Genomic DNA, 23,921 nt, shown 5'->3' with positions numbered 1-23,921 from the left:
CCTTTGTAAAAAAATTAGTTCCAAAAATCCATGCACTGTCGCTGAGCAACAATGGCTTTAATGAAGGGCTTGATGGCCATATGGTCGGGGTGATTTTGATAAGCACTCAAGGCCGCTTCATCTTTGAAAACAGAATTCAAGATGACATCGCAGGTGCAATCGAGGCCATCGGTCTTGAGGCCCACCTCAAAATGTTCAATGCCTGGCACCAAGCTTGAACAACTCATTAGCACATCACGCGCTTTCTGCATGTTTTGTTCTTTGGTCTGACCTTCAGCTTCGTCCTTCAAAGTCCACATCACGATGTGACGCAAACCTTTAGGCTCGCTCTTCATGTTAATCATCAGAAGGCCTCTTCAGACAAGTTGGCACACGTCATGTCACGATTGCCAACAACATTGAGCCAAGCATCAATCTTGGGCAATTCATAACGATAGAAATATTGAGCCGCAGCTTGTCGGCCTGTTTGTTTTGGGTTAGCTTCACCACGGCATGATGCGCTCACATCCAACCAAATCCAAGCCAAGACCAAATGACCGAAGGCTTGCAAATAAGGTACTGCATTGGCCAAGGCTTCTTGAGGTTGTCCGGTAGACCAGGCCATTTGAGTGGCTTGTGTTACTTTTTGAAGTGCAGCAGTCAATGCTTTTGCGTCATTGACCAAATCGGGAGAAGCTTGTGCTTTTTGCGCAGTCGCCAACATGCGGGCTGCCAACAGTTTCACGCCCCTACCCTCCTCCATCAACACTTTGCGACCCAGCAAGTCCATGCCTTGGATGCCATGGGTTCCTTCGTGAATCATGTTCAAGCGGTTGTCACGCCAATACTGCTCAACAGGGAAATCGCGGGTGTAGCCATAACCACCATGGATCTGAATGGCCAAACTGTTGGCTTCAAGGCACCATTCGCTGGGCCAGCTCTTTGCAATGGGAGTTAAGACCTCCAACAACAGGCGAGCTTCATCTGCGCTCTCAGCAGACCCTGTGTGTTGTTCGTCAACCAATTTGGCGCAATACAGTTCCAGGGCTAAGGCACCTTCGCAATAAGACTTTTGGGCCAGCAACATGCGTTTGATGTCGGCATGTTCAATGATGCGAACTTGGGATTGCGCAGCGTCTTTCACCACCTTCTGCGTGCCACCTGCTACAGGTCGACCTTGTGGACGGTTTTTGGCGTACTCCAAGCTGGCTTCATAACCTGCCATGCCCAACATGGTGGCTGCCAAGCCCACGCCAATGCGAGCTTCGTTCATCATATGAAACATATAACCCAAACCGCGACCAGGTTCGCCCACCAAGTAAGCAACTGCTCCCGAGCCATCAGAATCTGAGTTGTCAGTTGAAACTCTGAACTTGCCCTCACCGAAGTTCAGCAGCGTGTTGGTAGTGCCACGCCATCCGCACTTGTGGTTGAGACCTGCTGAAGCCACATCGTTGCGAACGCCCGTTAGTTGGCCTTCAGTATTAACCATTTTCTTTGGCACGATAAACAAGGAGATACCTTTAACGCCAGGTATCAATTTGCCATCAGCCCCTGGGATTTTGGCCAAGACCAAATGGATGATGTTTTCAGTGAGTTCGTGTTCCCCGGCCGAGATCCACATTTTGTTGCCTTTGAGGCGATAGCGCATTCCCAAAGGGTCTTGCTGATACGCAGCACCATCCGGTGTGGCGCGGGTCATGACGTCACTCAAAGACGAGCCCGCTTGGGGCTCAGACAAGCACATGGTGCCTGACCAACGACCCGAAAACTCATTGAGCGCGAACACCTTCTTTTGTAATTCCGACCCGTGCGCCATGAGCAAATTGGCATTGCCCACGGTCAACAAGCCTGAGCCCATGCTGACCGAAGCCATGGCAAAGAATGTGTTGGCAGCCGCCTCAACGGTGTAAGGCAATTGCATGCCACCAATTTCATAATCTTGCGCCGCGCTCAACATACCGGATTCGGCATAGGCTTTTTGTGCGTCATGTGTTGCTTGAGGCAAGATCACTTTTTCACCATCAAAGCGGGGCTCTTCGATATCTACCAAGCGATTGAACGGCGCGTACTTTTCGCGGGCAATGCGCTCGCAAGTATCTAGCACGGCATCAAATGTTTCTTGGCTGTGATCTGCAAAACGCGCGCGTTGTTGCAACTGGTTAACGTCTAACCATTCGTACAACAAAAAATTCAGAGTAGTCCGAAGGCTCATGGCAAATAGATCTCAATGAAAATGAAAACGGGCGGCCTGCATGGGTAGCGGGTCGCCCGTGGATGCTTAGCGCAAACGCTTAGAGCACTTCAAAAATGCCGCAAGCACCCATGCCACCGCCAATGCACATGGTGACTGCCACCCGCTTGGCACCGCGGCGTTTGCCTTCGATCAAAGCGTGCCCTGTGAGGCGCTGACCGCTTACACCGTAAGGGTGACCCACGGCAATGGCACCGCCATTGACATTCAGGCGATCGGGAGGAATGCCCAAGGTATCGCGGCAGTACAAAACTTGAACAGCGAAGGCTTCGTTCAACTCCCACAAATCGATGTCGGAAACCTTCAAGCCTAAACGTGCCAATGCTTTGGGTACAGCGTAAACAGGTCCAATGCCCATTTCGTCAGGCTCACAACCTGCAACGGCAAAGCCCAGGAAGCGGCCCAGTGGCTTCAGACCGCGTTGCTCAGCTAATTTCTCGTCCATCAAAACGCAAGCACCTGCGCCGTCTGAAAACTGGCTGGCATTGCCAGCCGAAATCAAGCCACCAGGTAAAGCAGAGCGCAAACCGGAGATGGCTTCGACAGTGGTGCCTTCACGCAAACCTTCGTCGACGCTGACCGTCACTTGCTTGGTCATCATGCCCATGACTTTGTCAATCACGCCAGCAGACACGGTGATGGGTGCAATTTCGTCATTGAACAAACCAGCGGCTTGGGCGGCACATGCCTTTTGTTGGCTGGCAGCGCCATACTCGTCCATGCGATCGCGCCCAATCTTGTAACGCTTGGCCACTTGTTCGGCAGTTTGCAACATATTCCAGTAAATCTCTGGCTTCATCTTGGCCAAGGCCAAATCTTGCAACATGTGCTGGTTGGCTTCTTGTTGAACACAAGAAATGCTTTCGACACCACCAGCCACATAAACCTGACCTTCGCCAGCAATAATGCGTTGCGCTGCCAAAGCAATGGTCTGCAAACCAGATGAGCAGAAACGATTCACGGTCATGCCAGACACAGAAATGGGCAAGCCAGCCTTCAATGCAATTTGGCGAGCAATGTTGGCGCCGGTAGCGCCTTCTGGTGTAGCGCAACCCATGATGACGTCTTCAACTTCGGCGGCGTCGATGCCCGCACGTTGAACCGCGTGCTGAACGGCATGGCCACCCAAGGTAGCGCCATGGGTCATGTTGAAGGCACCCTTCCAGCTCTTGGCCAGAGGTGTGCGTGCGGTGGAAACAATGACGGCGTTGGTCATATGGAATACCTCTGATCAGTTGAATGTTTTGCCATCTGCCACCAAACGGGCAAGCAGCGGTGCGGGTTGCCAAAAAGCGGCATCGTCGCGTGGGTTTTTAGCGAAGCGCTTCATGGCTTCGGCCACGTTGAACAAACCAACTTGGTCGGCGTACAACATGGGGCCGCCACGGAAGATGGGGAAGCCATAACCGGTGAGGTAGACCATGTCGATGTCGGAGGCCTTGCTGGCAATGCCCTCTTCCAAAATGTGCGCAGCTTCATTGACCAATGAGAAAACCAAACGCTGAACAATTTCTTCGTCAGAAATTTTGCGAGGTGTGATGCCTTCTGCGGCACGGTGCTTTTCAATCATCTCAACCACCAAAGCACTTGGGATGGCATCGCGTTTGCCAGCTTGATAGTCGTACCAGCCAGCGTTTGTCTTCTGACCAAAGCGGCCCATCTCGCACAAGAGGTCGGCTGTTTTGCTGTACTTCATGCCAGGGCGCTCAACGTTGCGACGCTTGCGAATAGCCCAACCAATGTCGTTGCCAGCCAAATCGCCCATGCGGAACGGGCCCATGGCAAAACCAAATTTCTCAACGGCTTTATCAACTTGTGCTGGGGTGCAACCTTCCTCAATGAGGAAGCCTGCTTGACGGCTGTATTGTTCAATCATGCGATTGCCAATAAAGCCATCGCAAACACCAGAGACCACAGATGTTTTCTTGATCTTTTTACCCAATGCCATGACAGTGGCCAAAACTTCTTTGCTGGTTTTGGCGCCACGAATCACTTCCAACAGTTTCATCACGTTGGCAGGGCTGAAGAAGTGCATGCCCACCACGTCTTCTGGACGCTTGGTGAAGGATGCAATTTGGTTGACGTCCAAAGTGGATGTGTTGGAGGCCAAGATGGCACCAGGCTTCATCACTTCGTCGAGTTTCTTGAAGACGGCTTCTTTCACACCCATCTCTTCGAACACGGCTTCAATGACCAAGTCGGCGCTGCCAATGTCGTCATAGCTCAAAGTGGTGGTGAGCAAAGCCATACGCTGTTCGTATTTGTCTTGCTTCAACTTACCCTTCTTCACTTGGGCTTCGTAGTTCTTGCGAATGGTGGCTACGCCACGATCCAGGGCTTCTTGCTTCATTTCCAACATCTTGACGGGAATCCCGGCGTTCAAGAAGTTCATGGAAATGCCGCCACCCATGGTGCCAGCACCAATGACGGCCACAGACGCAATGTTGCGCTTGGGTGTGTCGCTTGGCACATCAGGAATTTTGGAAGCCGCACGATCGGCCATGAAAATATGACGCAAGGCACGGCACTCAGGTGTCCACATAAGGTTGGTGAAAATCTCGCGCTCAAAGACCATGCCGTCTTCAAATTTTTTCTTGGTCGCAGCTTCAACTGCATCGACACACTTTGGAGGTGCCGGGTAGTTTTTTGCCATGCCTTTGACCATGTTGCGAGCAAACTGGAAGTAAGCGTCGCCTTGAGGATGCTTGCAGGGCAAATTGCGAACCAAGGGCAATGCAGAACCGTCTGCGTGCTGAGCAGCCAATTCTTTGGCGTATGCCATGGCTTCAGCAGCCAAAGATTCAGCCGATGTGGCCATTCGATCGAACAACTTTTGACCTGGCAACATGGCCAGCATTTCGCTGTTGATGGGTTCGCCGCTGACAATCATGTTGAGGGCTGGCTCAACGCCCAACACACGCGGCAAACGCTGTGTACCACCAGCACCGGGAATTAAGCCAAGCTTGACTTCGGGCAAAGCCACTTTGCAACCTGGCGCAGCCATGCGATAGTGACAACCCAATGCCAATTCCAAACCACCGCCCATGGCGACTGAGTGAACAGCTGCCAAAACTGGTTTAGCTGAATTTTCGCAAGCGCGAATAACACTTAAAAGATTGGGTTCTTGGATGGCTTTGGGTGATCCAAATTCATTGATGTCGGCACCGCCCGAAAAGGCATTGCCGGCACCTGTGATGATGATCGATTTGACAGCTGCGTCGCTGTTGGCTTGGGTCAAGCCGTTGGTGATGCCAACGCGGGTTGCAAGCCCGAGCCCATTGACAGGCGGGTTGCTCATGGTGATCACGGCCACATCGCCAATGACTTTGTATTCAGCGGTCATGCTGCTTTCCTCTCAGGTGGTAGCTGTCTCTAAAAAAGAACGGGCGTTCTATTTTTCACGATTCTAGGGGGTTTCAAACTGGGTGGAAAGAGATTATGTCGCTCAAGAGACCCTTGTAGAAGGCCTCAGAAGGCCTCAAAAGGACTCTAAACCTCTAACCACTCCTTGCGAATGTAGGTATTCTCGGTCAACTCTGTGGGTGTTCCTTCGAACACGATACTTCCGTGCCCCATCACTAGGGCTCGATCGGAAATCTTCATGGCGATGGTGAGTTTTTGTTCAATGAGCAAGACCGATACGCCGCGTTCTTTCAGCTTCTGGAGGTATTGCCCCACTAGCACCACAATCTTGGGCGCCAAACCCTCTGTTGGCTCATCAATGATGATGAGATCGGGATCGCCCATGAGAGTTCTGCAAAGGGTGAGCATTTGTTGCTCGCCACCAGACAAAACCCCAGCCTCTGTGTGCTGCCTTTCCAAAAGTCTTGGGAACATTTGATACATGTCTTCAAAAGTCCAGCGAGCACCCTTGCCCTTGCCTTTTTGACCCAAGAGTAAATTTTGATGAACCGTTAATTTGGGAAAAATATCCCGGTTTTCGGGGACATAGCCCAAACCAAGGTGAGCAATTTCGAAGGCTTTTTTACCCACAATTTGCTTGTCTTTCCATTTGATATCGCCCTGGCAATCAACCAAACCCATAATGGCTTTGGCCGTGGTCGATCTGCCTGAACCATTGCGACCAAGCAAGGCCACAATTTCGCCAGCTTTGACATTGAAACTCACGCCATGAAGCACATGACTTTTGCCATAAAAAGCATGCAGGTTGTCGATGGTTAACATGTCAATGGGCTCCCGCTTGATCTTCATCCGAGTGTGCGCCCAAGTAGGCCTCTTGAACTCTGGCGTTCGATCGAACTGCCTCTGGTGTGTCGTAAGCAATGACTTCGCCATAAACAACCACAGCAATTTTGTCTGCCAAGCCAAACACAACACCCATGTCGTGCTCCACTGTGAGCAAGGTTTTGCCAACCGTCACTTCTTTGATCAGATTGATAAAACGTGAGGTTTCGCTTTTGCTCATACCCGCTGTAGGTTCATCCAACAGAATCACATTGGCGCCACCAGCAATCGTGATGCCAATTTCAAGTGCGCGTTGCTCAGCATAGGTCAAATTCATGGCCAGCAAATCACGTTTTTTATCAAGGCGAATCATGGCCATGTATTTCTCGGCCAACTCATTGGCGTCCTTGAGCCCCGATAAAAATTTGAGAAATGTGTACTTGTAGCCAAGGCTCCAGAGCACTGCACACCGGAGATTTTCAAAAACACTGAGCTTGGGGAAAATGTTGGTAATTTGAAAACTGCGAGACAAGCCCATCCGATTGATTTCGTAGGGGGCTTTGTGATCAATGCGTTGGCCATTCAGAAGGATTTCACCACTGGTGGGTCCAAAGCGACCGCTGATGAGGTTGAACAAGGTGGACTTGCCGGCACCATTGGGGCCAATGATGGCAACACGCTCACCAGCGTTCACTGCTAAATTGGCACCGCGAATGATTTCAGTTTTACCGAAATTTTTTCGGAGATCTTTGAGTTCTAGCGCATATGACATCACGCTGTCTCCCGACGTTTAATTTCTTTTTCAATTTCGACTTGGATGTCACCCCACTCAATGAGGAAATGACGCCGAACCACTTCAAACAAACCCAATCCAGTGAGCATGATGAAGATAGATCCAACCCAGCTGTCTACGCCCTTGGCATTCAGGGTGGTGCCCATGAACTTCAAGGTATCGCCCAAGGCAGAATTGAGTTGCAAGTGGTAAACCATTTCAATCATGGCACCTGCACCAATGAGTGCAACGAAGCCCGTGACAAACAAAGCCAAATAACTAACCCAAATTTGTTTGAGTTTGCCAAACGCAGCCACACGCAAGTTCATCATGATGAGGCTGGCAATGCCGCCAGGTGCATACATGACCATGAACAAGAACAACAAGCCCAAGTAAAGTAGCCAAGCTTTGGTGAGTTCAGACAAAAGCACAAAGGCTAAAACCATCAGGATGCCACCAATGATGGGTCCAAAGAAGAACGTTGCGCCGCCTAAGAACGTGAACAACAAATAGCCGCCAGAGCGCCCTGCTCCAACCACTTCTGAAGTCACAATTTCAAAGTTGAGTGCGCCTAAGCCGCCAGAAATGCCTGCAAAAAAACCGGCAATGATGAAGGCAAAGTAGCGCACACGCTGCGTGTTGTAACCAATGAATTCAACCCTTTCCGGGTTGTCGCGCACCGCGTTCAAAATTCTGCCCAAGGGAGTTTGGGTGAATGCATACATGAGTGCCACACAAATGAAGGTGTAGATGGCAATCAAATAATAGACTTGGATTTGAGGGCCAAAAGTGATACCCCAAACCGTTTGCCCTGCAACTCGATTGCCCGAGATGCCTGCTTCGCCACCAAAAAATTCGGAGAACATGAGTGACATGGCAAACACCAACTCAGCTACCCCCAGCGTGATCATGGCAAAAGGCGTACCCGATTTTTTGGTGGTCACGTAGCCCAACAAAACTGCAAAGCCAATTCCTGCAAAGCCGCCAACCAATGGCAATAAACTCACTGGAATGCTGGATGTGCCAGCTGTGATTGCGTTCAGAGCATGGATGGCCACAAAAGAACCTAAGCCCGTATAAACAGCATGACCAAAGCTCAGCATGCCGCCTTGCCCCAACAGAATGTTGTAGGACAAACAGGCAATGATGGCAATGCCCATTTGGGCCAGCATGGTGCCCGACAAATTGCTGGTGAAAATGAGCGGTGCAAAAATCAAGACGATGGCAAACAGGCTCCAAATAACCCATCGGCCAACGTTGTATGGTTTAAATTGATAAGTTTTCATGATTTCAACCTTCCCTTGTTCCTAAAAGCCCTTTAGGACGGAAAATCAGAATCAAGACCAAAAACAAGTACGGCAGGATGGGCGCCACTTGTGAAACTGTCAATTTCAAAACTGAATTGTTGGCAAGTGCATCTGAAAGTTGGAAACCGAGGTCTTTGGCGACACTTACAAAAGAGTAATCAAAGGCGATAGCAAATGTTTGAATGACGCCTATGAGAACAGACGCCAAAAATGCGCCAGACAAAGAACCCATACCGCCAACCACCACCACCACAAAAATAACAGAACCCACAGTGGCTGCCATGGCAGGTTCTGTGACGAAAGTACTGCCGCCAATAACGCCCGCCAAACCAGCCAAGCCAGTGCCTGCACCAAACACCATCATGAAAACACGAGGCACGTTGTGCCCCAATGCTTCTACTGTTTCTGGGTGCGTCAAGGCAGCCTGAATGACCAAGCCAATGCGTGTTTTGGTGAGCAAGAGCCACAAAGACAACAACATCAACAAAGCCACAAACATCATGAATGCTCGTGTAGCAGGAAACGGTGAACAAACAATTCGAATGGCATCGTCAACAGACTTGCACATTTCAGCGGGTGCTGCTCCCCAAACCATGTTCAAGCCTTGGGTCGTGTGGTTGATGAGTGTGAATGCAGAGCCTTTGAGCAATTCTGGCGGCACAAATTCCACCGCGGTACGGCCCCAAACGAGTTGGACCAATTCATAAACAATATAGGACAAACCAAAGGTGACCAAGAGCTCGGGGACATGGCCAAACTTGTGTACTTTACGCAGCGTAAGCCGCTCAAAAATAACTCCGCAAGCACCCACCAAAATGGGAGCAATGATCAATGCGGGCCAAAAACCAATTATTTTGGTTAGCGTGAAACCAAAATAAGCGCCAATCATGTAAAACGACGCATGGGCAAAATTCAAGACGCCCATCATGCTGAAAATCAGCGTCAGCCCAGAACTGAGCATAAATAGCAACAACCCGTAGCTCAAACCATTGAGCATGGAGATGATGAAGAACTCCATAAAAAAACCTTCTGCCTGAAGTGACAAGTCAAAAAAACAAGAAGGGCCCGACCCCCAGAGGAGCGGGCCCTACTAAAGACTCACTCAAATTAGCCTGGACGCTTCATCTGGCAGCTTGTGGGCGTGCTAGAAATGTAGGATGGGAACTCTTTAACAGGGATCAAAGTCATGCCAGTGTTTTCAACACTGTAGTTGTACTTTTTATCAACCTTGCTCCAAACCGTGAGATACAAAGGCTGCTGCAACTGGTGGTCAGATTTGCGCATTTGCACTTCACCGTTGAAGATGCTCTTGGTGGTCAAGCCTTCCATGGCTGCTGCCACTTTGGCAGGCTCTGTTGACTTGGCCTTGGCCATGGCATCACCCAAAACGGCAAAGATGCTGTGGACAGAACCTGTGTAGAAGTCGTCATTGAATTTGGCTTTGAACTCGTCTTGCCATTTGTCCATCTGGCCGCCCATTTTGTAGTGGCCATAGGCAATTTGGAAGACACGACCTTCACCGGATTTGCCCAAAGCGGTAGGTGTACCTGTAACGCCAGTGTAGTAAGTGTAGAAATTGCCGGTGTAACCACCTTCATTGGCAGCCTTGACCAACAAGGCCAAATCGGAGCCCCAGTTGCCGGTGACCACAGAGTCTGCACCAGACGCCTTGATTTTTGCAATGTAAGGCGCGAAATCGCGAACTTGGGCCAATGGGTGCAAGTCTTCACCGACGATTTGAATGTCGGGGCGCTTGCGAGAAATGCCTTCTTTAAAGAACTTGGCAACTTGGTGGCCGTGAGAATAGTTTTGATTCAGCAAGAACACCTTTTTGGTTTCGGGGCGGTCTTTCATGAATGTGGTGAGCGCTTCCATTTTCATGGAAGTGTCTGCATCAAAACGGAAGTGCCAATAGTTGCACTTGCTGTTTGTGAAATCTGGATCAACAGCAGAGTGATTCAAGAAAATAATTTCTTTACCAGGATTGCGTTCGTTGTGTTTGCTCACAGCTTCAATCAAAGCACCCGCAACACCTGAACCGTTGCCTTGTGTGATATAGCGAATACCTTGGTCGGTAGCGGCCTTCAAAACGTTCAAGCTTTCTGCTGGGCTGAGTTTGTTGTCAAAACCAACCACTTCAAATTTGACGCCAGCTGGGTTGATCTTGCTGTACTTTTCTGCAAAAAATTGAAAACTCTTGAGTTGGTTATTGCCAACTGGGGCCATGAGACCGGATAGTGGATCGATCCAAGCAATCTTGACTGTTTCGCCCTTTTGAGCAAAAGCACCAAAAGCCGACAAGGCCAATGAGGCCACAACAATAGAACGCACTGCGAATTTCATATTTAGCTCCAACAGTTATGAAAAAATGTAACGGTGTCAGCGTAACTGTTTTGCGAGAAATGACGGTCGGGGTTTGCCCTATGACGTATCGCACAAGCGACTGATAACAAACTTTTTACTGAGTAAAAACCCCCAGAAAATACACCAGCTCAGACAATTGGGAGCTTGTATTCAGCCAACTGCTCTCGCAACTTGGTTTTGAGCATTTTCCCTGTGGCGCCTAAGGGAATAGCATCGACAAAAATAACATCGTCAGGTATTTGCCACTTGGCTGTTTTACCTTCGTAAAATTTCAACAGCTCAAGCGATGTAATTTCGGCGCCTGGTTTTTTCACCACACACACCACAGGCCGTTCATCCCACTTTGGATGTGGCATGCCAATGCAAGCCGCCATCATGACATTGGGGTGCGCCATGGCAATGTTTTCAATGTCAATCGAGCTGATCCATTCACCGCCCGACTTGATAACGTCTTTGCTGCGATCAGTGATTTGCATAAAGCCATCTTCATCGATGGTGGCCACATCGCCTGTTGGAAACCATCCATCCACCAAGGGAGATTCACCCTCTTGTTTGAAATACTCTCGAATAATCCAAGGACCTTTCACCAATAAATCGCCGTAGGTTTTGCCATCGTGGGGCAAGGCTTCGCCTGCATCGTTCACAATTTTCATGTCGACGCCAAAGATGCAACGTCCCTGCTTGAGACGCAACTTCATTTGTGCTTCGGCGGGTAAATTCAAGTGCTTGTTTTTCAAAGTGCACAAGGTGCCCAAAGGACTCATTTCAGTCATGCCCCAGGCATGCAAAACATCAACACCATAAGATTCGCGGAAAGCATCAATCATGGCGGGCGGGCAAGCTGATCCGCCAATCACTGTGCGCTTTAAGGATGAAAACTTCAAAGCATTCGGCTTCATGTGACTTAAAAGCATTTGCCAAACAGTAGGAACACCTGCCGCAAATGTCACTCCTTCCGCCTCGATCAATTCATAGACAGACTTGCCGTCTAGTGCAGGGCCAGGAAACACCAGCTTGGCGCCCGTCATGGCCGCACTGTAAGGAATGCCCCAAGCATTGACATGAAACATGGGAACGACAGGCAAAATTGCATCTTTCGCAGAGATACACATCACATCTGGCAAAGCAGCCGCGTAGGCATGCAGCATGGTAGAGCGATGGCTGTACAAAGCAGCTTTGGGGTTGCCTGTGGTGCCACTGGTGTAACACATACTAGAAGCTGTGTTTTCATCCAATTCCGGCCAAACATACTGGTTTGAATGAACTTCGATGAGCGATTCATAACTGATCAAATTGGGTATGCCAGTGTCCTTGGGCAATTTGTCTACGCCGCACATGGCCACCCAATGTTGTATGGTGGTGCATCTGGCATGAACCGCTTGCACCAAAGGCAAGAACGTCATGTCGAAAAAAAGAACTTGGTCTTCAGCGTGATTGGCAATCCAAACCACTTGGTCAGGATGCAACCTCGGATTTAAAGTGTGCAAAACACGGCCTGATCCACTCACACCAAAATAAAGCTCTAGGTGTCTGTAACCATTCCAAGCCAAGGTGGCAACGCGTTGGCCTTGCTCAAGACCAAGTGCATCTAGCGCATTGGCCATTTGACGCGATCGGCTGGCAACATCAGACCATGTGTAGCGATGAAGATCACCCTCCACACGCTTAGAAACAACCTCGCCATCACCATGGTGCCTATTGGCAAACTCAATCAAAGAAGAAATCAGCAATGAATGCTGTTGCATCAGTCCAAACATAGACACCTCAATCAATTAACTGCGACAAACCGCTTTTTAGCACGACTGGTCAGTGCCAAGCCCTTAACCTGTGTCACCACGGGTTCATCGAAACCCGTAGACAATGCAGTTTATGACATGGATTAATCGATTCACAGCATTGGGGCCAGCCTTCTCTGCCCAGGTCTTACCCACTCCTGTGCCACAGCCTAGTTGGGTGTGCCGCAACTTCCAACTTAGCCACAGCTTAGGCTTGCCCCCCGATTGGCTCGAAAATCCAGAGGGGTTGGCTGTTTTCAGTGGCAATGGCCTGTGGGAAGGCATGCAAGCCCAAGCCAGTGTTTACAGTGGGCACCAGTTTGGCCATTGGGCTGGTCAATTGGGGGACGGGCGCGCATTGTGTTTGGGTGAGTATGAAGGCCCTCAAGGCGCCGTAGAAATCCAACTCAAAGGGGCCGGAAAAACGCCGTTTTCTAGAATGGGCGATGGCCGGGCCGTTTTGCGCTCAAGCATTCGGGAATTCCTTTGCAGTGAGGCCATGGCTGGGCTTGGCATCCCCACCACCAGGGCGCTTTGCATCACAAGTTCTCCCAAGCCGGTGTTGCGAGAGGAACTAGAAACTGCATCCATCGTGACTCGAACCGCTCCAAGTTTCATTCGGTTTGGTCATTTCGAACACTTTGCCAATGAGCCAGCACCTTCAGGACCAGCGCACTTGAGGCAATTGGCAGACTTCGTCATTCAACATTATTTCAAGGACGAAAATTTTTCTACGTCCAATCCCTATGCAGGGTTACTTGCGCACGTCACTTCTCGCACTGCCAAGTTAATTGCTCAATGGCAATCGGTTGGTTTCTGCCATGGTGTGATGAATACCGACAACATGAGTATTTTGGGCTTGACGCTTGACTACGGCCCCTTCCAATTTTTGGATGGCTTCAACCCTCAGCATATCTGCAACCACTCGGACCATCAGGGGAGGTATGCCTATGGAAGGCAAGCCCAAGTGGCTTACTGGAATTTATTTTGTCTTGGCCAAGCATTGATGCCGCTCATTGACGATCAAGATCTGGCAGTCAAGGCACTTGAAACCTACAAGAAAGTTTTCTCAGAAAATTGGAGTCAGTGCTTTCTTGGGAAATTGGGTTTGCAGGTGCAAGAGGATGAAGCAGCTGCGCTAGAAGACCAGACGCTGCTCAATGATGGATTAGAAATGCTGGCCAAGGAACAAGTTGACTTTTCTATTTTCTGGCGAAAATTAAGCCATGCTGCATCCAAAACAGAGGCTTCCAGCCTTGAATGGCAAGCGGTCGCAGATATGTTCATTGATCAATCGGCCTGGGTAGGTTGGCGCGACCGTTATTTGTCTCGACTGCAAAGCAAGCCCTCCGAAGCAGCGGTGAAGAAGATGCTTTCTATCAACCCCAAATATGTGCTGCGCAATCATTTGGCAGAGGCGGCTATTCAAAAGTCAAAGTTAGGTGATCATTCGGAAGTCGAAACCTTATTCAAATTGCTGCAATCGCCCTTTGATGAACAAATGCACTTTGACCACTATGCCAACTTGCCACCCGACTGGGCTGCCCAAATTGAAATCAGCTGTTCTTCCTAAGCCAATATCTACTTTTCGTCTATTTTTCACCTTGACTAACGTTAGACTTTCAACATGTCTCAAACCAAATTACCGCAAACAGATGCCGAATGGCGTGCTTGGTTAATTGCCAAGAATGCAGAGCCACTGGCTTTTGAAGTCACCCGGCGTGCCGCCACAGAACGCCCTTATTCTGGCAAATACGAAACCCACTGGGAGCATGGCCAGTACAACTGCGTCTGCTGTGATGCAAAGCTGTTTGATTCAGCCACCAAATTCGACGCTGGTTGTGGATGGCCCTCTTTTTACCAGGCGGCTGAGCCCGATGCCATTGCCCAAAAAGTAGACCGCAGTCATGGCATGGTGCGAGTTGAAAGTGTTTGCGCTCAATGTGGTGCTCACTTGGGCCATGTGTTTGAGGATGGCCCAGCGCCAACGGGTCTGAGGTACTGTATGAATTCTGCTTCTTTGAATTTTCAGAAAAGCTAAGATGAAAATTGCGCTCGACCTTTTTCCCATACTGCTCTTTTTTGCGGCCTACAAATTCGCCAGCATTTATGAAGCCACTGCTGTGCTCATGGCCGCCACCGTGGTGCAAAGCCTTTTGATGTATCGACTTGATGGCAAATTGGCCACTCTTCAAAAGGTCACCTTGGCTTTGATATTGGTCTTTGGCACCCTCACCCTGGTTTTGCACGATGATCGTTTTATCAAATTCAAACCAACTCTTCTTTACGGTTGCATGGCCTTGGGTTTGTTTGTTGCTCAATATCTGTTCAAGAAAAACTTCTTAAAAACAATGTTGGGCAGTCAGGTCAACCTGCCAGATGCCAATTGGCAAACTTTGAGCACGGCATGGATCCTTTATTGCATTTTCATGTCAGCCTTGAATGCTTACGTGGCCCACTATTTCAGCACTGAAGACTGGGTGAATTTCAAAATATGGGGTTACATTTTCCCTTTGATCTTCATTGTCGGAACGGGTTTTTACATTGCCAAGCACGTGCCGCCTGCCGAGAATGCTGCCAATGATGAATCTGTCAAATGAGCGCACCGCATGTCTGATCAAAACACCCTCCCCCCCAATACCTCTTGGCAACCCCTCATGGTGGCAACTTTGCAAAGATGCTTTGAGCCCAGCTTTTTAGAAGTCATCGACGAAAGTGCGCAGCACGCCGGCCATGCTGGTGCCAATGATTTGGGCCTAAACAGCCATTACCGGGTGGTCATTGCCTCCGCTCATTTTGAAAAGCTCAATCGCGTCCAGCGTCACCGCCTTGTGTATGATTCGCTCCAAGAATTCTTGGACAATGGGCTTCACGCTCTGGCGATAGAATTTCGATCTAACTAAATTTAATTGCAATCTGAGGAATCTGATGAAACTTTCGAAATTGGCCTTGAGCTTGGTCGCAGCACTGAGCTTGTCTGCAATGGCACAAAATTTGGCAGTTGTGAACGGCAAGCCCGTTCCTAGCTCTCGCGTAGAAGCCCTCAAACAACAAGTTGAGCGCTCTGGCCGACCAGTCACGCCAGAAATCTTGGCACAAATCAAAGAAGAACTCATTGCCCGTGAAATCTTCATGCAAGAAGCTCGCAAGCGCGGCCTTGAAGCCAGCGAAGACTACAAAACGCAACTCGAATTGGCGCGCCAAAGCCTGTTAATTCGCGAGCTGTTTGCCAACTTCCAAAAGAAGAACCCTGTCACAGATGCAGAAATCAAAGCTGAATACGACAAATTTGTAGCTGCCAATGGTGGCAAAGAGTACCGTGCTCGCCATATCTTGGTCGAAAAAGAAGACGAAGCCAAAGCTCTCATTGCCGATCTGAAAAAAGGTGGCAAGTTTGAAGACTTGGCTAAAAAAGCATCCAAGGATCCAGGTTCAGGCGCCAATGGCGGTGATTTAGATTGGGCCAGTGCAGCCAGCTACGTACCTGAGTTTGCCAGTGCCTTGGTCAAACTTGAAAAAGGTCAATTGACCGATGTGCCGGTGAAAAGTCAATTCGGCTTTCACGTCATTCGGGTAGACGATACTCGTGAAGCACAATTGCCCAAATTGGAAGAGGTCAAGCCCCAAATTAGCCAGCAATTGACGCAAACCAAATTGGGTAAATTCCAAGAAGATTTGCGCGCCAAAGCCAAGGTGAAATAAGTCCAAGTTCTTATTTACTTGAGCCAACGGCGTGCGTTTTGCCACATTCTGAGCCATGGGCTGAAGTCAGACACATTCCCTGACGTGAAGCTCATCTGAACATTCCGAAAAACCCGCTCAGGGTGTGGCATCATGGCTGTGAAGCGGCCATCGGTGCTTGTAACTGCTGTAAGTCCACCCACACTGCCGTTGGGATTGGCCGGATAAGTTTCTGTGGCCAAGCCTGCATTGTCGACAAAGCGCATGGCACTGATCACTTTTTGCGCAGAACCCCGATACTTGAAATTGGCAAATCCTTCACCGTGTGCAACTGCAATGGGCATGCGGCTTCCAGCCATGCCTTCAAAGAAAAGGCTTGGCGATGGCAAGACCTCAACCATCGAAAGCCTGGCCTCAAACCGCTCACTTTGGTTGGTGGTAAAGCGTGGCCAATGCTGTGCGCCAGGAATGATGTCTGCCAATTCTGCAAACATCTGGCAACCATTGCAAACACCTAAACCAAAGGTGTCTGTGCGAGCAAAATAGGCTTTGAATTCATCGGCCAACAACGGGTTGAAGGTGACGCTTCTTGCCCAGCCAATACCAGCACCCAAAGTGTCGCCGTATGAGAAACCACCACAGGCGACAAGGCCTTGAAAATCTTTCAGGCTCACACGTCCCGTTTGCAAATCCGTCATGTGAACATCATGTGACTCAAAGCCTGCCTGACTGAAAGCGTAAGCCATTTCAACGTGCGAATTAACACCTTGTTCACGCAGAATGGCCACTCGTGGTTGGGCCAAATTTAGATAAGGCGCAGCCACGTTGTCTTCGGGGTTGAAAGACAAGGCAAGGTGCAGGCCAGGATTGTCGTAGCGACCAACACCAGCATGCTCCATGTCTGCACAGCTTGAGTTATCGCGCTGTTGGCAAATTTTCCAACTGACGCTGTCCCAAACTTGGTGCAAGTCTTCCAACTTGGCTGTGAAAATTTCTTGGGTGTCGCGCCAAATGCTCAATGACCCCACGCCTTTGTCAATGGCGGAATGAGCAGGTCGAGTTTTACCCACCACATGGCTGTGCTTTGAAAGACCATGAGCACGCAAGAGTTGCATTACTTCTGCACGATCTTCGGTGGCGATTTGAATCACAACGCCAAGCTCTTCATTGAAAAGCGCTTTGAGCGTTAACTCTTCACGCCGGGCGCTAATTTGCTGGGCCCAATTTTTGGCATCGCCATATTCAGCACGGCTGTCTGAAATGCCATCGCCTTCAGTGACCAAAAGGTCGAGGTTTAGAGCAACCCCCACTTGGCCCGCAAAACACATCTCAGCCACAGTGCTTAACAAGCCGCCATCACTTCGATCGTGGTAAGCCAAAATTTTGCATTGTTGGCGGAGTAAGTTAATAACCTTGACCAAATTGACCAAGTTTTCAGGCTTCTCCAAATCAGGCACCTGATCGCCTGATTGGTTCAAAACCTGACTCAAAATACTGGCACCCATGCGGTTTTGACCATTGCTCAAATCGATCAAAATCAAGGAGGAATCGGTCACACTGGCATTCAACTGAGGTGTCAAAGTACCGCGCACATCTGGCAAGCTGGCAAATGCACTCACCACCAAACTCACTGGTGAAGTTATCTTGTGTGACTCACCGTTTTCGGTCCACTGTGTTTTCATCGACAGGCTGTCTTTGCCCACGGGAATAGAAATACCCAAGGCAGGACACAACTCAAGCCCCACTGCCTTGACGGTTTCATAGAGCGCGGCGTCTTCGCCTGGTTCGCCGCAAGCAGCCATCCAGTTAGCACTGAGTTTGACGCGGTCTAGCTCAATGGGCGCAGCCAATAAATTGGTAATGGCCTCAGCCACCGCCATACGGCCTGACGCTGCGGCATCGATGCTGGCCAAAGGCGTACGCTCTCCCATGCTCATGGCCTCGCCTTGAAAGCCCTTATAGTCGGCCAAAGTAACGGCACAATCGGCCACCGGAACTTGCCATGGGCCCACCATTTGATCGCGATGCGTCAAGCCACCTACCGAGCGATCACCGATGGTGATCAAAAATCGTTTAGAGGCCACCGTGGGATGACTGAGAACGTTTACAACAGCATCTTGCAGATTGACACCCGTCAGATTGATGGGCTGGGTGGTGCGCCTTACTGAAGTAACCTGGCGATGCATTTTGGGTGGCTTCCCCAACAACACATTCATCGGCATATCGACCGGACTTTTCAACTTTTCATCGAGCGCTTGTTCGTCAGTTAAGACCAGTTGACGTTCTTCTGTGGCTACTCCCACCACGGCAAATGGGCAGCGCTCACGGTTGCAAAAAGACTTGAACAAATCAAGCGACTCTGGCGCAATGGCCAAGACATATCGCTCTTGGCTTTCGTTGGACCAAATTTCTTTAGGTGACAAGCCAGAAGCCTCAAGCGGCACGGCGCGCAAATCAAAGCGCGCACCCCGTCCTGCATCGTTGGTGAGTTCGGGGAAAGCATTGGACAAACCACCCGCGCCCACATCGTGAATAGCCAAAATGGGATTGGCCTGCCCCATGACCCAACAATGGTTGATCACCTCTTGAGCGCGCCGCTCAATTTCAGGGTTGCCCCGCTGCACAGAATCAAAGTCCAAATTGGCCGCGTTGGTTCCTGAAGCCATTGAACTGGCAGCGCTGCCTCCCATGCCAATGAGCATGCCTGGCCCGCCCAACTGAACCAAAAGCGTGCCAGCAGGAAATTGAATTTTTTGGGTTTGAGTGTCGTCAATCACACCTAAACCACCCGCGATCATGATGGGCTTGTGATAGCCGCGCACTACACCGTCAACCACCTGCTCGTATTCCCGAAAGTAGCCCAATAAATTAGGACGGCCGAATTCGTTGTTGAATGCCGCACCTCCCAAAGGCCCTTCTGTCATGATTTGCAAAGGACTGGCAATGTGCTCTGGTTTTCCATGTGGGCTATCCCACAATTTTGAAACCGAGAAGCCTGTCAATCCAGCCTTGGGCTTAGAGCCTCGGCCTGTGGCGCCCTCGTCCCGAATCTCACCACCTGCGCCTGTGGAGGCGCCAGGATAAGGCGAGATGGCCGTGGGATGATTGTGAGTTTCGACCTTCATCAAAACATGGTGCAGGGCGTTTTCTTTTTGGTAAGCGCCCCCTTGCTTGGCCGCAAAACGTTCAACTTGGTGACCCACCATGATGGAAGCGTTGTCGGAGTAAGCCACCACGGTATGTTGCGGGTTTTGCTGATGTGTGTGTCGAATCATGCCAAACAAGCTGTGGGCTTGGGCCTCACCATCAATGGTGAATTGGGCATTGAAAATTTTGTGTCGGCAGTGCTCGCTGTTGGCCTGTGCAAACATCATCAGCTCAACGTCGCTGGGGTTTCTGCCAAGCTGTTGAAAAGAACTTAAAAGATAATCAATTTCATCCTCTGCCAATGCCAAACCAAACTCTTGATTGGCTTTGACCAGTGCGCCCCTGCCTCCCTGCAACACATCAACATGCAAAAGTGCTTGGGCTTGCAATTCAGTGAAGAGGGCCAATGCATCATCGCGTTGGGCGAGAACCGACTCGGTCATCCTGTCATGCAGCAAGTCTGACAATTTCAGTCGTGTGTCTACTGACACAGACTTTGCTACCTTGGCATTTTTAAACTGCAGTGAATAGACCAGCAAACGCTCGATGCGCTTAACTTTCAAACCACAGTTGTGCGCAATGTCAGTGGCCTTGGATGCCCAAGGCGATACGGTACCTAACCGGGGAGACACATAAATGGGAATGCAAGCTTGCACCTCTATTGACGAATCTATTTCAAATGGCTCACCATAAGTGAGTAGCTGTTTTAAGACATTTTGATGAGTCAGGTCCAGCGTTTCTGGGCTTGCGACCAAGTGCAAATACTGCCCAGTGAGACCCTTGATATCAGGGCAATGAGCCTGCAACCTCGGAAGCAATTGCTGAATGCGAAATTCACTGAGGGCGTTACCGCCTTCCAAGATAAGAGTATGCAGGGTCACTGGCTGGCCTTGAGGGCAATGTGAAAAGTGTCTCAAATGCCGCTGACTGGGGCACTGAACGAGCCTTTATTTTACCCGCTGCAGGCGCCCTATTCTGCAAAATTGTCTTCAAGATGGGATAATCCCATTCCATGACAATCACCCTCAAAGACGCCGACGGCGCCAACGGCATGCGTGTGGCAGGACGCCTTGCATCCGAAGTACTCGATTATCTAACACCCTTTGTCAAACCGGGTGTCAGTACCAATGAGCTTGACAAACTGGCCCACGACTTCATGGTCCAAGTCCAGGGCACCATTCCTGCACCCTTGAACTATCAGCCACCAGGCTACGCGCCCTATCCCAAGTCTATTTGCACCTCTGTCAATCACCAGGTCTGCCATGGCATTCCGAATGAAAAACTGCTTAAAAAGGGCGATATCGTCAACATCGACATCACCGTGATCAAAGACGGTTGGCATGGCGATACCAGTCGCATGTTCATCGTGGGAGACGCCTCCATCGCTGCAAAGCGGCTTTGTGCCGTCACCTACGAAGCCATGTGGCATGGCATTGAACAGGTTAAGCCCGGCGCGCGACTTGGCGATATAGGTTGGGCCATTCAAAAGTTTGCTGAAAACTTAGGCTTTTCCATTGTTCGCGAGTTTTGTGGCCATGGCATTGGTCGTGTTTTCCATGAAGAGCCTCAGGTTTTACATTATGGAAAGCCAGGCACCTTGGACGAACTCAAGGCAGGCATGACCTTCACCATTGAGCCCATGATCAACGCTGGCAAACGCGATATCAAGGAAATGGGCGATGGGTGGACCATTGTGACCAAAGACAGAAGTCTTTCGGCCCAGTGGGAACACACCATTTTGGTCACTGAGACAGGCTATGAGGTACTCACCTTGTCTGCAGGAAGCCCTCCCACCCCTGAGTTTGTCAAAGGCTAATGGCATGACTGACGTGTCGGTATTGAGAGACAAATACCGCCAGGAAAAGCAGGCTCTGTGGGCGAGTATTTCGGACAGCGCGGCCAACGGTCGACGACTCAAGCCCACCTTGGTCCGACTTGCCAAATTGGCTGACAAACTTCTAATTGATCTTTGGTACAAAGCAGGTTTTGAGCAAGGTGAAGCGCTAATAGCAGTGGGAGGCTACGGCCGCGGTGAATTGTTTCCGTCCTCGGATGTCGATGTTTTGGTCATGCTGCCCGATAGTGTCATTGCAGAAGATTCTCCAGAGCTCAAAACCAAATTGGAAATTTTCATAGGCAGTTGCTGGGACAGTGGCCTTGAAATTGGCTCGAGTGTCAGAACACTCAGCGATTGCATTGAAGAGTCAGAAAAAGACATCACAGTCAAAACATCCTTGCTCGAAAGCAGGCTCATCACAGGCAATCAAAAACTGTACAAGCAGTTTCAAAAGCGATATCAGGATGCCATGGATCCCCATGCGTTCTTCGTTGCAAAAACGCTTGAATTGAACCAGCGACACAATAAGTTTGAAAACACACCCTACTCACTGGAGCCCAATTGCAAAGAGTCTCCGGGTGGCTTGCGAGATCTTCAAATCATTTTGTGGGTTTCAAGAGCTGCAGGGCTTGGTAGAACTTGGGATGATTTGGCCGCCAAGGGCTTGGCAACACCCCTTGAGATCAAACAAATCAAACGCAATGAAGCTGTTCTAAGCCTCATTCGCGCTCGACTTCATTTGCTCGCCAAGCGACGGGAAGACCGGCTGGTTTTCGATTTACAGCACGCATTGGCAGAAACATTTGGCTACAAAGCCAAAAGCACGCCTGACGGCAAACACAAGCAAAGGGCCAGTGAAGTTTTAATGCGGCAGTATTACTGGGCCGCTAAAGCTGTGACCCAGTTGAACCAAATTTTATTGCTGAACATTGAAGAGTATTTGCAGGCTCAAAGAGGCGATCTTCAAATTGAGTTGCGCAAACTCAATGCAAATTTTTATGAAAAAAATGGTCTTTTAGAGCTGGCCCAAGACGACCTGTATCAAAAACACCCTCACGCCATTTTGGAAACCTTTTTGCTGTACCAGCAGACGCAAGGTGTGAAGGGGCTCTCAGCCAAAACACTTCGAGCCCTTTACAACGTTAGAGGGGTGATGGATGCCAAATTCAGACGAGATCCTGTCAATAGAGCCACTTTTCTGAAGATTCTTCAAGAGAGTCAGGGCATCACGCATTCATTGCGTTTGATGAATCAAACCTCTGTGTTGGGCCGATACCTGTGGGTGTTTCGAAACATTGTGGGCCAAATGCAGCACGATCTGTTTCACGTCTACACCGTCGATCAACACATCCTGATGGTTTTGCGAAACGTCCGTCGATTCTTCATTGCAGATCATGCACATGAATATCCTTTTTGTTCACAACTGGCGGCGGGCTGGGACAAGCCCTACATCCTTTTCACCGCCGCTTTGTTTCATGACATTGCCAAAGGCCGCGGTGGTGATCACTCCCAACTAGGGGTTCTTGAAGTCAAGCGGTTTTGCAGACAACACTGCATCGAAACCAAGGATGCGCAACTCATCGCATTTTTAGTGCGTGAGCATTTGACCATGAGTCATGTTGCGCAAAAAGAAGACCTATCGGACCCCGATGTCATTGCCGCATTTGCCAAGCGGGTTGGCAATGAGCGTCAACTCACTGCATTGTATTTGCTCACGGTTGCCGACATTCGAGGCACGAGTCCCAAGGTTTGGAATGCTTGGAAAGGCAAACTCCTTGAAGACCTGTACAAGTTCACTTTGCGCATGCTGGGTGGCCGGGCACCCGATGCCAATGCAGAGGTTGAATCTAGAAAACGCGATGCCTTGGTTGAACTGGCAAGACACTCAGAACCACACGACGGTCAAAAAGCATTGTGGGACACCTTGGACATTGGCTATTTCATGCGACACGACGCCAGCGAAATTGCATGGCATGCCAGACAGCTTTCTAGATACGTTTCCAAAGCAGATCGGCCTTCTGTGGCCACAATGACGCGAAAAAGCATTGTGAGAGCCCGCATTTCACCCATCGGTGAAGGACTGCAGGTATTGGTCTATGCTGAAGATCAAACCGATTTGTTTGCTCGAATTTGCGGCTATTTTGATCAAGCCGGTTTCAGTATTTTGGACGCCAAAATTCACACCGCCAAGAACGGTTATGCCTTAGACACTTTTCAAGTGGTGACCTCACTGCTACCAGAACACTATCGGGAACTCATGACCATGGTGGAGTCAGGTTTGAGTGTGACCATCGATCAAAAAGGTGAATTGCCGCCACCCACAAAAGGACGGGTTTCTCGGCGCGTCAAAAACTTTCCCATTGCACCTCGCATCAGTTTGCATCCCGATGAAAAAGCCCAAAGCTGGTTGCTGGCCATTTCGGCCAGCGACAAAATGGGATTGCTCTACAGCGTGGCCACAGTGCTGGCCAAACACAGCATCAGCCTCAAGTTAGCCAAGATCAGTACGCTTGGGGAAAGGGTTGAAGACAGCTTCTTGATTGAGGGCTCAGCGCTGCAACACAACCGTGAGCAAATCGAAATTGAGACCGAGTTGTTGCAGGTCTTGCAATCCTAAATG

Annotated in this window: 18 protein-coding genes; 7 read left to right on the top strand and 11 right to left on the bottom strand. The window is 49.9% G+C overall.

Annotated elements, in window-relative coordinates; translation table 11 throughout:
* Window positions 1–14: 14 nt before the first annotated feature.
* The 10 genes from B9Z32_RS10020 to B9Z32_RS09975 form a co-directional block, all read right to left on the bottom strand.
* The gene (locus tag B9Z32_RS10020) at window positions 15–344 is read right to left on the bottom strand and encodes a Dabb family protein (protein WP_233248240.1); all 330 of its coding nucleotides are present in this window, start codon (window positions 342–344) and stop codon (window positions 15–17) included.
* Complete coding sequence (locus tag B9Z32_RS10015; protein ID WP_108421286.1) at window positions 344–2,194, bottom strand: acyl-CoA dehydrogenase; 1,851 nt, start codon at window positions 2,192–2,194, stop codon at window positions 344–346. Before B9Z32_RS10015 ends, B9Z32_RS10020 begins: the two co-directional genes overlap by 1 nt.
* A gap of 79 nt (window positions 2,195–2,273) precedes the next feature.
* Complete coding sequence (locus B9Z32_RS10010) at window positions 2,274–3,449, bottom strand: acetyl-CoA C-acyltransferase (RefSeq protein ID WP_108421285.1); 1,176 nt, start codon at window positions 3,447–3,449, stop codon at window positions 2,274–2,276.
* Between the two features lie 15 nt (window positions 3,450–3,464).
* Window positions 3,465–5,576, bottom strand: coding sequence for a 3-hydroxyacyl-CoA dehydrogenase NAD-binding domain-containing protein (locus B9Z32_RS10005; RefSeq protein ID WP_108421284.1), 2,112 nt, complete (start codon window positions 5,574–5,576; stop codon window positions 3,465–3,467).
* Between the two features lie 146 nt (window positions 5,577–5,722).
* The gene (locus tag B9Z32_RS10000; protein ID WP_108421283.1) at window positions 5,723–6,418 is read right to left on the bottom strand and encodes an ABC transporter ATP-binding protein; all 696 of its coding nucleotides are present in this window, start codon (window positions 6,416–6,418) and stop codon (window positions 5,723–5,725) included.
* A 1-nt stretch (window position 6,419) separates the two neighbouring features.
* On the bottom strand, window positions 6,420–7,190 hold the full coding sequence (locus B9Z32_RS09995; RefSeq protein ID WP_108421282.1) for an ABC transporter ATP-binding protein: 771 nt from the start codon (window positions 7,188–7,190) through the stop codon (window positions 6,420–6,422).
* Window positions 7,190–8,476 (bottom strand): branched-chain amino acid ABC transporter permease, encoded by a 1,287-nt coding sequence (locus tag B9Z32_RS09990; RefSeq protein WP_199219981.1) that lies wholly within the window; start codon window positions 8,474–8,476, stop codon window positions 7,190–7,192. Before B9Z32_RS09990 ends, B9Z32_RS09995 begins: the two co-directional genes overlap by 1 nt.
* A 4-nt stretch (window positions 8,477–8,480) precedes the next feature.
* Window positions 8,481–9,515: a branched-chain amino acid ABC transporter permease gene (locus B9Z32_RS09985; protein WP_108421280.1), complete on the bottom strand. Its 1,035-nt coding sequence runs from the start codon at window positions 9,513–9,515 to the stop codon at window positions 8,481–8,483.
* Between the two features lie 89 nt (window positions 9,516–9,604).
* Window positions 9,605–10,840, bottom strand: a complete 1,236-nt coding sequence (locus B9Z32_RS09980) for a branched-chain amino acid ABC transporter substrate-binding protein (RefSeq protein ID WP_108421279.1) — start codon at window positions 10,838–10,840, stop codon at window positions 9,605–9,607.
* A 149-nt stretch (window positions 10,841–10,989) separates the two neighbouring features.
* Window positions 10,990–12,618, bottom strand: coding sequence for a 3-(methylthio)propionyl-CoA ligase (locus tag B9Z32_RS09975; protein ID WP_108421278.1), 1,629 nt, complete (start codon window positions 12,616–12,618; stop codon window positions 10,990–10,992).
* A 112-nt stretch (window positions 12,619–12,730) separates the two neighbouring features.
* Between B9Z32_RS09975 and B9Z32_RS09970 the strand changes: the two genes are divergently transcribed.
* From B9Z32_RS09970 to B9Z32_RS09950, 5 genes are read left to right on the top strand one after another with little or no spacing between them, the layout of a single operon-like run.
* Window positions 12,731–14,209, top strand: coding sequence for a YdiU family protein (locus tag B9Z32_RS09970; protein WP_233248238.1), 1,479 nt, complete (start codon window positions 12,731–12,733; stop codon window positions 14,207–14,209).
* 54 nt (window positions 14,210–14,263) lie between these two features.
* Window positions 14,264–14,677, top strand: coding sequence for a peptide-methionine (R)-S-oxide reductase MsrB (msrB, locus tag B9Z32_RS09965; protein WP_108421276.1), 414 nt, complete (start codon window positions 14,264–14,266; stop codon window positions 14,675–14,677).
* Between the two features lies 1 nt (window position 14,678).
* Window positions 14,679–15,236, top strand: a complete 558-nt coding sequence (locus tag B9Z32_RS09960) for a septation protein A (protein WP_108421275.1) — start codon at window positions 14,679–14,681, stop codon at window positions 15,234–15,236.
* Between the two features lie 9 nt (window positions 15,237–15,245).
* A complete protein-coding gene (locus B9Z32_RS09955) occupies window positions 15,246–15,539 on the top strand; it encodes a BolA family protein (protein ID WP_369909914.1) in 294 nt (97 codons plus the stop codon).
* A 25-nt stretch (window positions 15,540–15,564) separates the two neighbouring features.
* Window positions 15,565–16,338, top strand: a complete 774-nt coding sequence (locus B9Z32_RS09950; RefSeq protein ID WP_108421274.1) for a peptidylprolyl isomerase — start codon at window positions 15,565–15,567, stop codon at window positions 16,336–16,338.
* Window positions 16,339–16,352: 14 nt separating this feature from the next.
* On the opposite strand, the gene purL is transcribed toward B9Z32_RS09950, so the two are convergent.
* Window positions 16,353–20,345, bottom strand: a complete 3,993-nt coding sequence (purL, locus tag B9Z32_RS09945) for a phosphoribosylformylglycinamidine synthase (protein WP_108421273.1) — start codon at window positions 20,343–20,345, stop codon at window positions 16,353–16,355.
* Between the two features lie 131 nt (window positions 20,346–20,476).
* On the opposite strand from purL, the gene map reads away from it, so the two are divergent.
* Together map and B9Z32_RS09935 are read left to right on the top strand one after the other, a co-directional pair.
* Window positions 20,477–21,280: a type I methionyl aminopeptidase gene (map, locus tag B9Z32_RS09940; protein WP_108421272.1), complete on the top strand. Its 804-nt coding sequence runs from the start codon at window positions 20,477–20,479 to the stop codon at window positions 21,278–21,280.
* 4 nt (window positions 21,281–21,284) lie between these two features.
* Window positions 21,285–23,918 carry a [protein-PII] uridylyltransferase gene (locus tag B9Z32_RS09935; RefSeq protein ID WP_108421271.1) on the top strand — a complete coding sequence of 878 codons (2,634 nt, stop codon included), beginning with the start codon at window positions 21,285–21,287 and terminating at the stop codon, window positions 23,916–23,918.
* Window positions 23,919–23,921 lie beyond the last annotated feature (3 nt).

It is taken from the genome of Limnohabitans sp. MMS-10A-178, assembly GCF_003063375.1.
Lineage (GTDB): Bacteria > Pseudomonadota > Gammaproteobacteria > Burkholderiales > Burkholderiaceae_C > Limnohabitans_A.
Note: the sequence above shows the minus strand (reverse complement) of the source record. Positions and strands in the feature narration are given on the sequence as shown.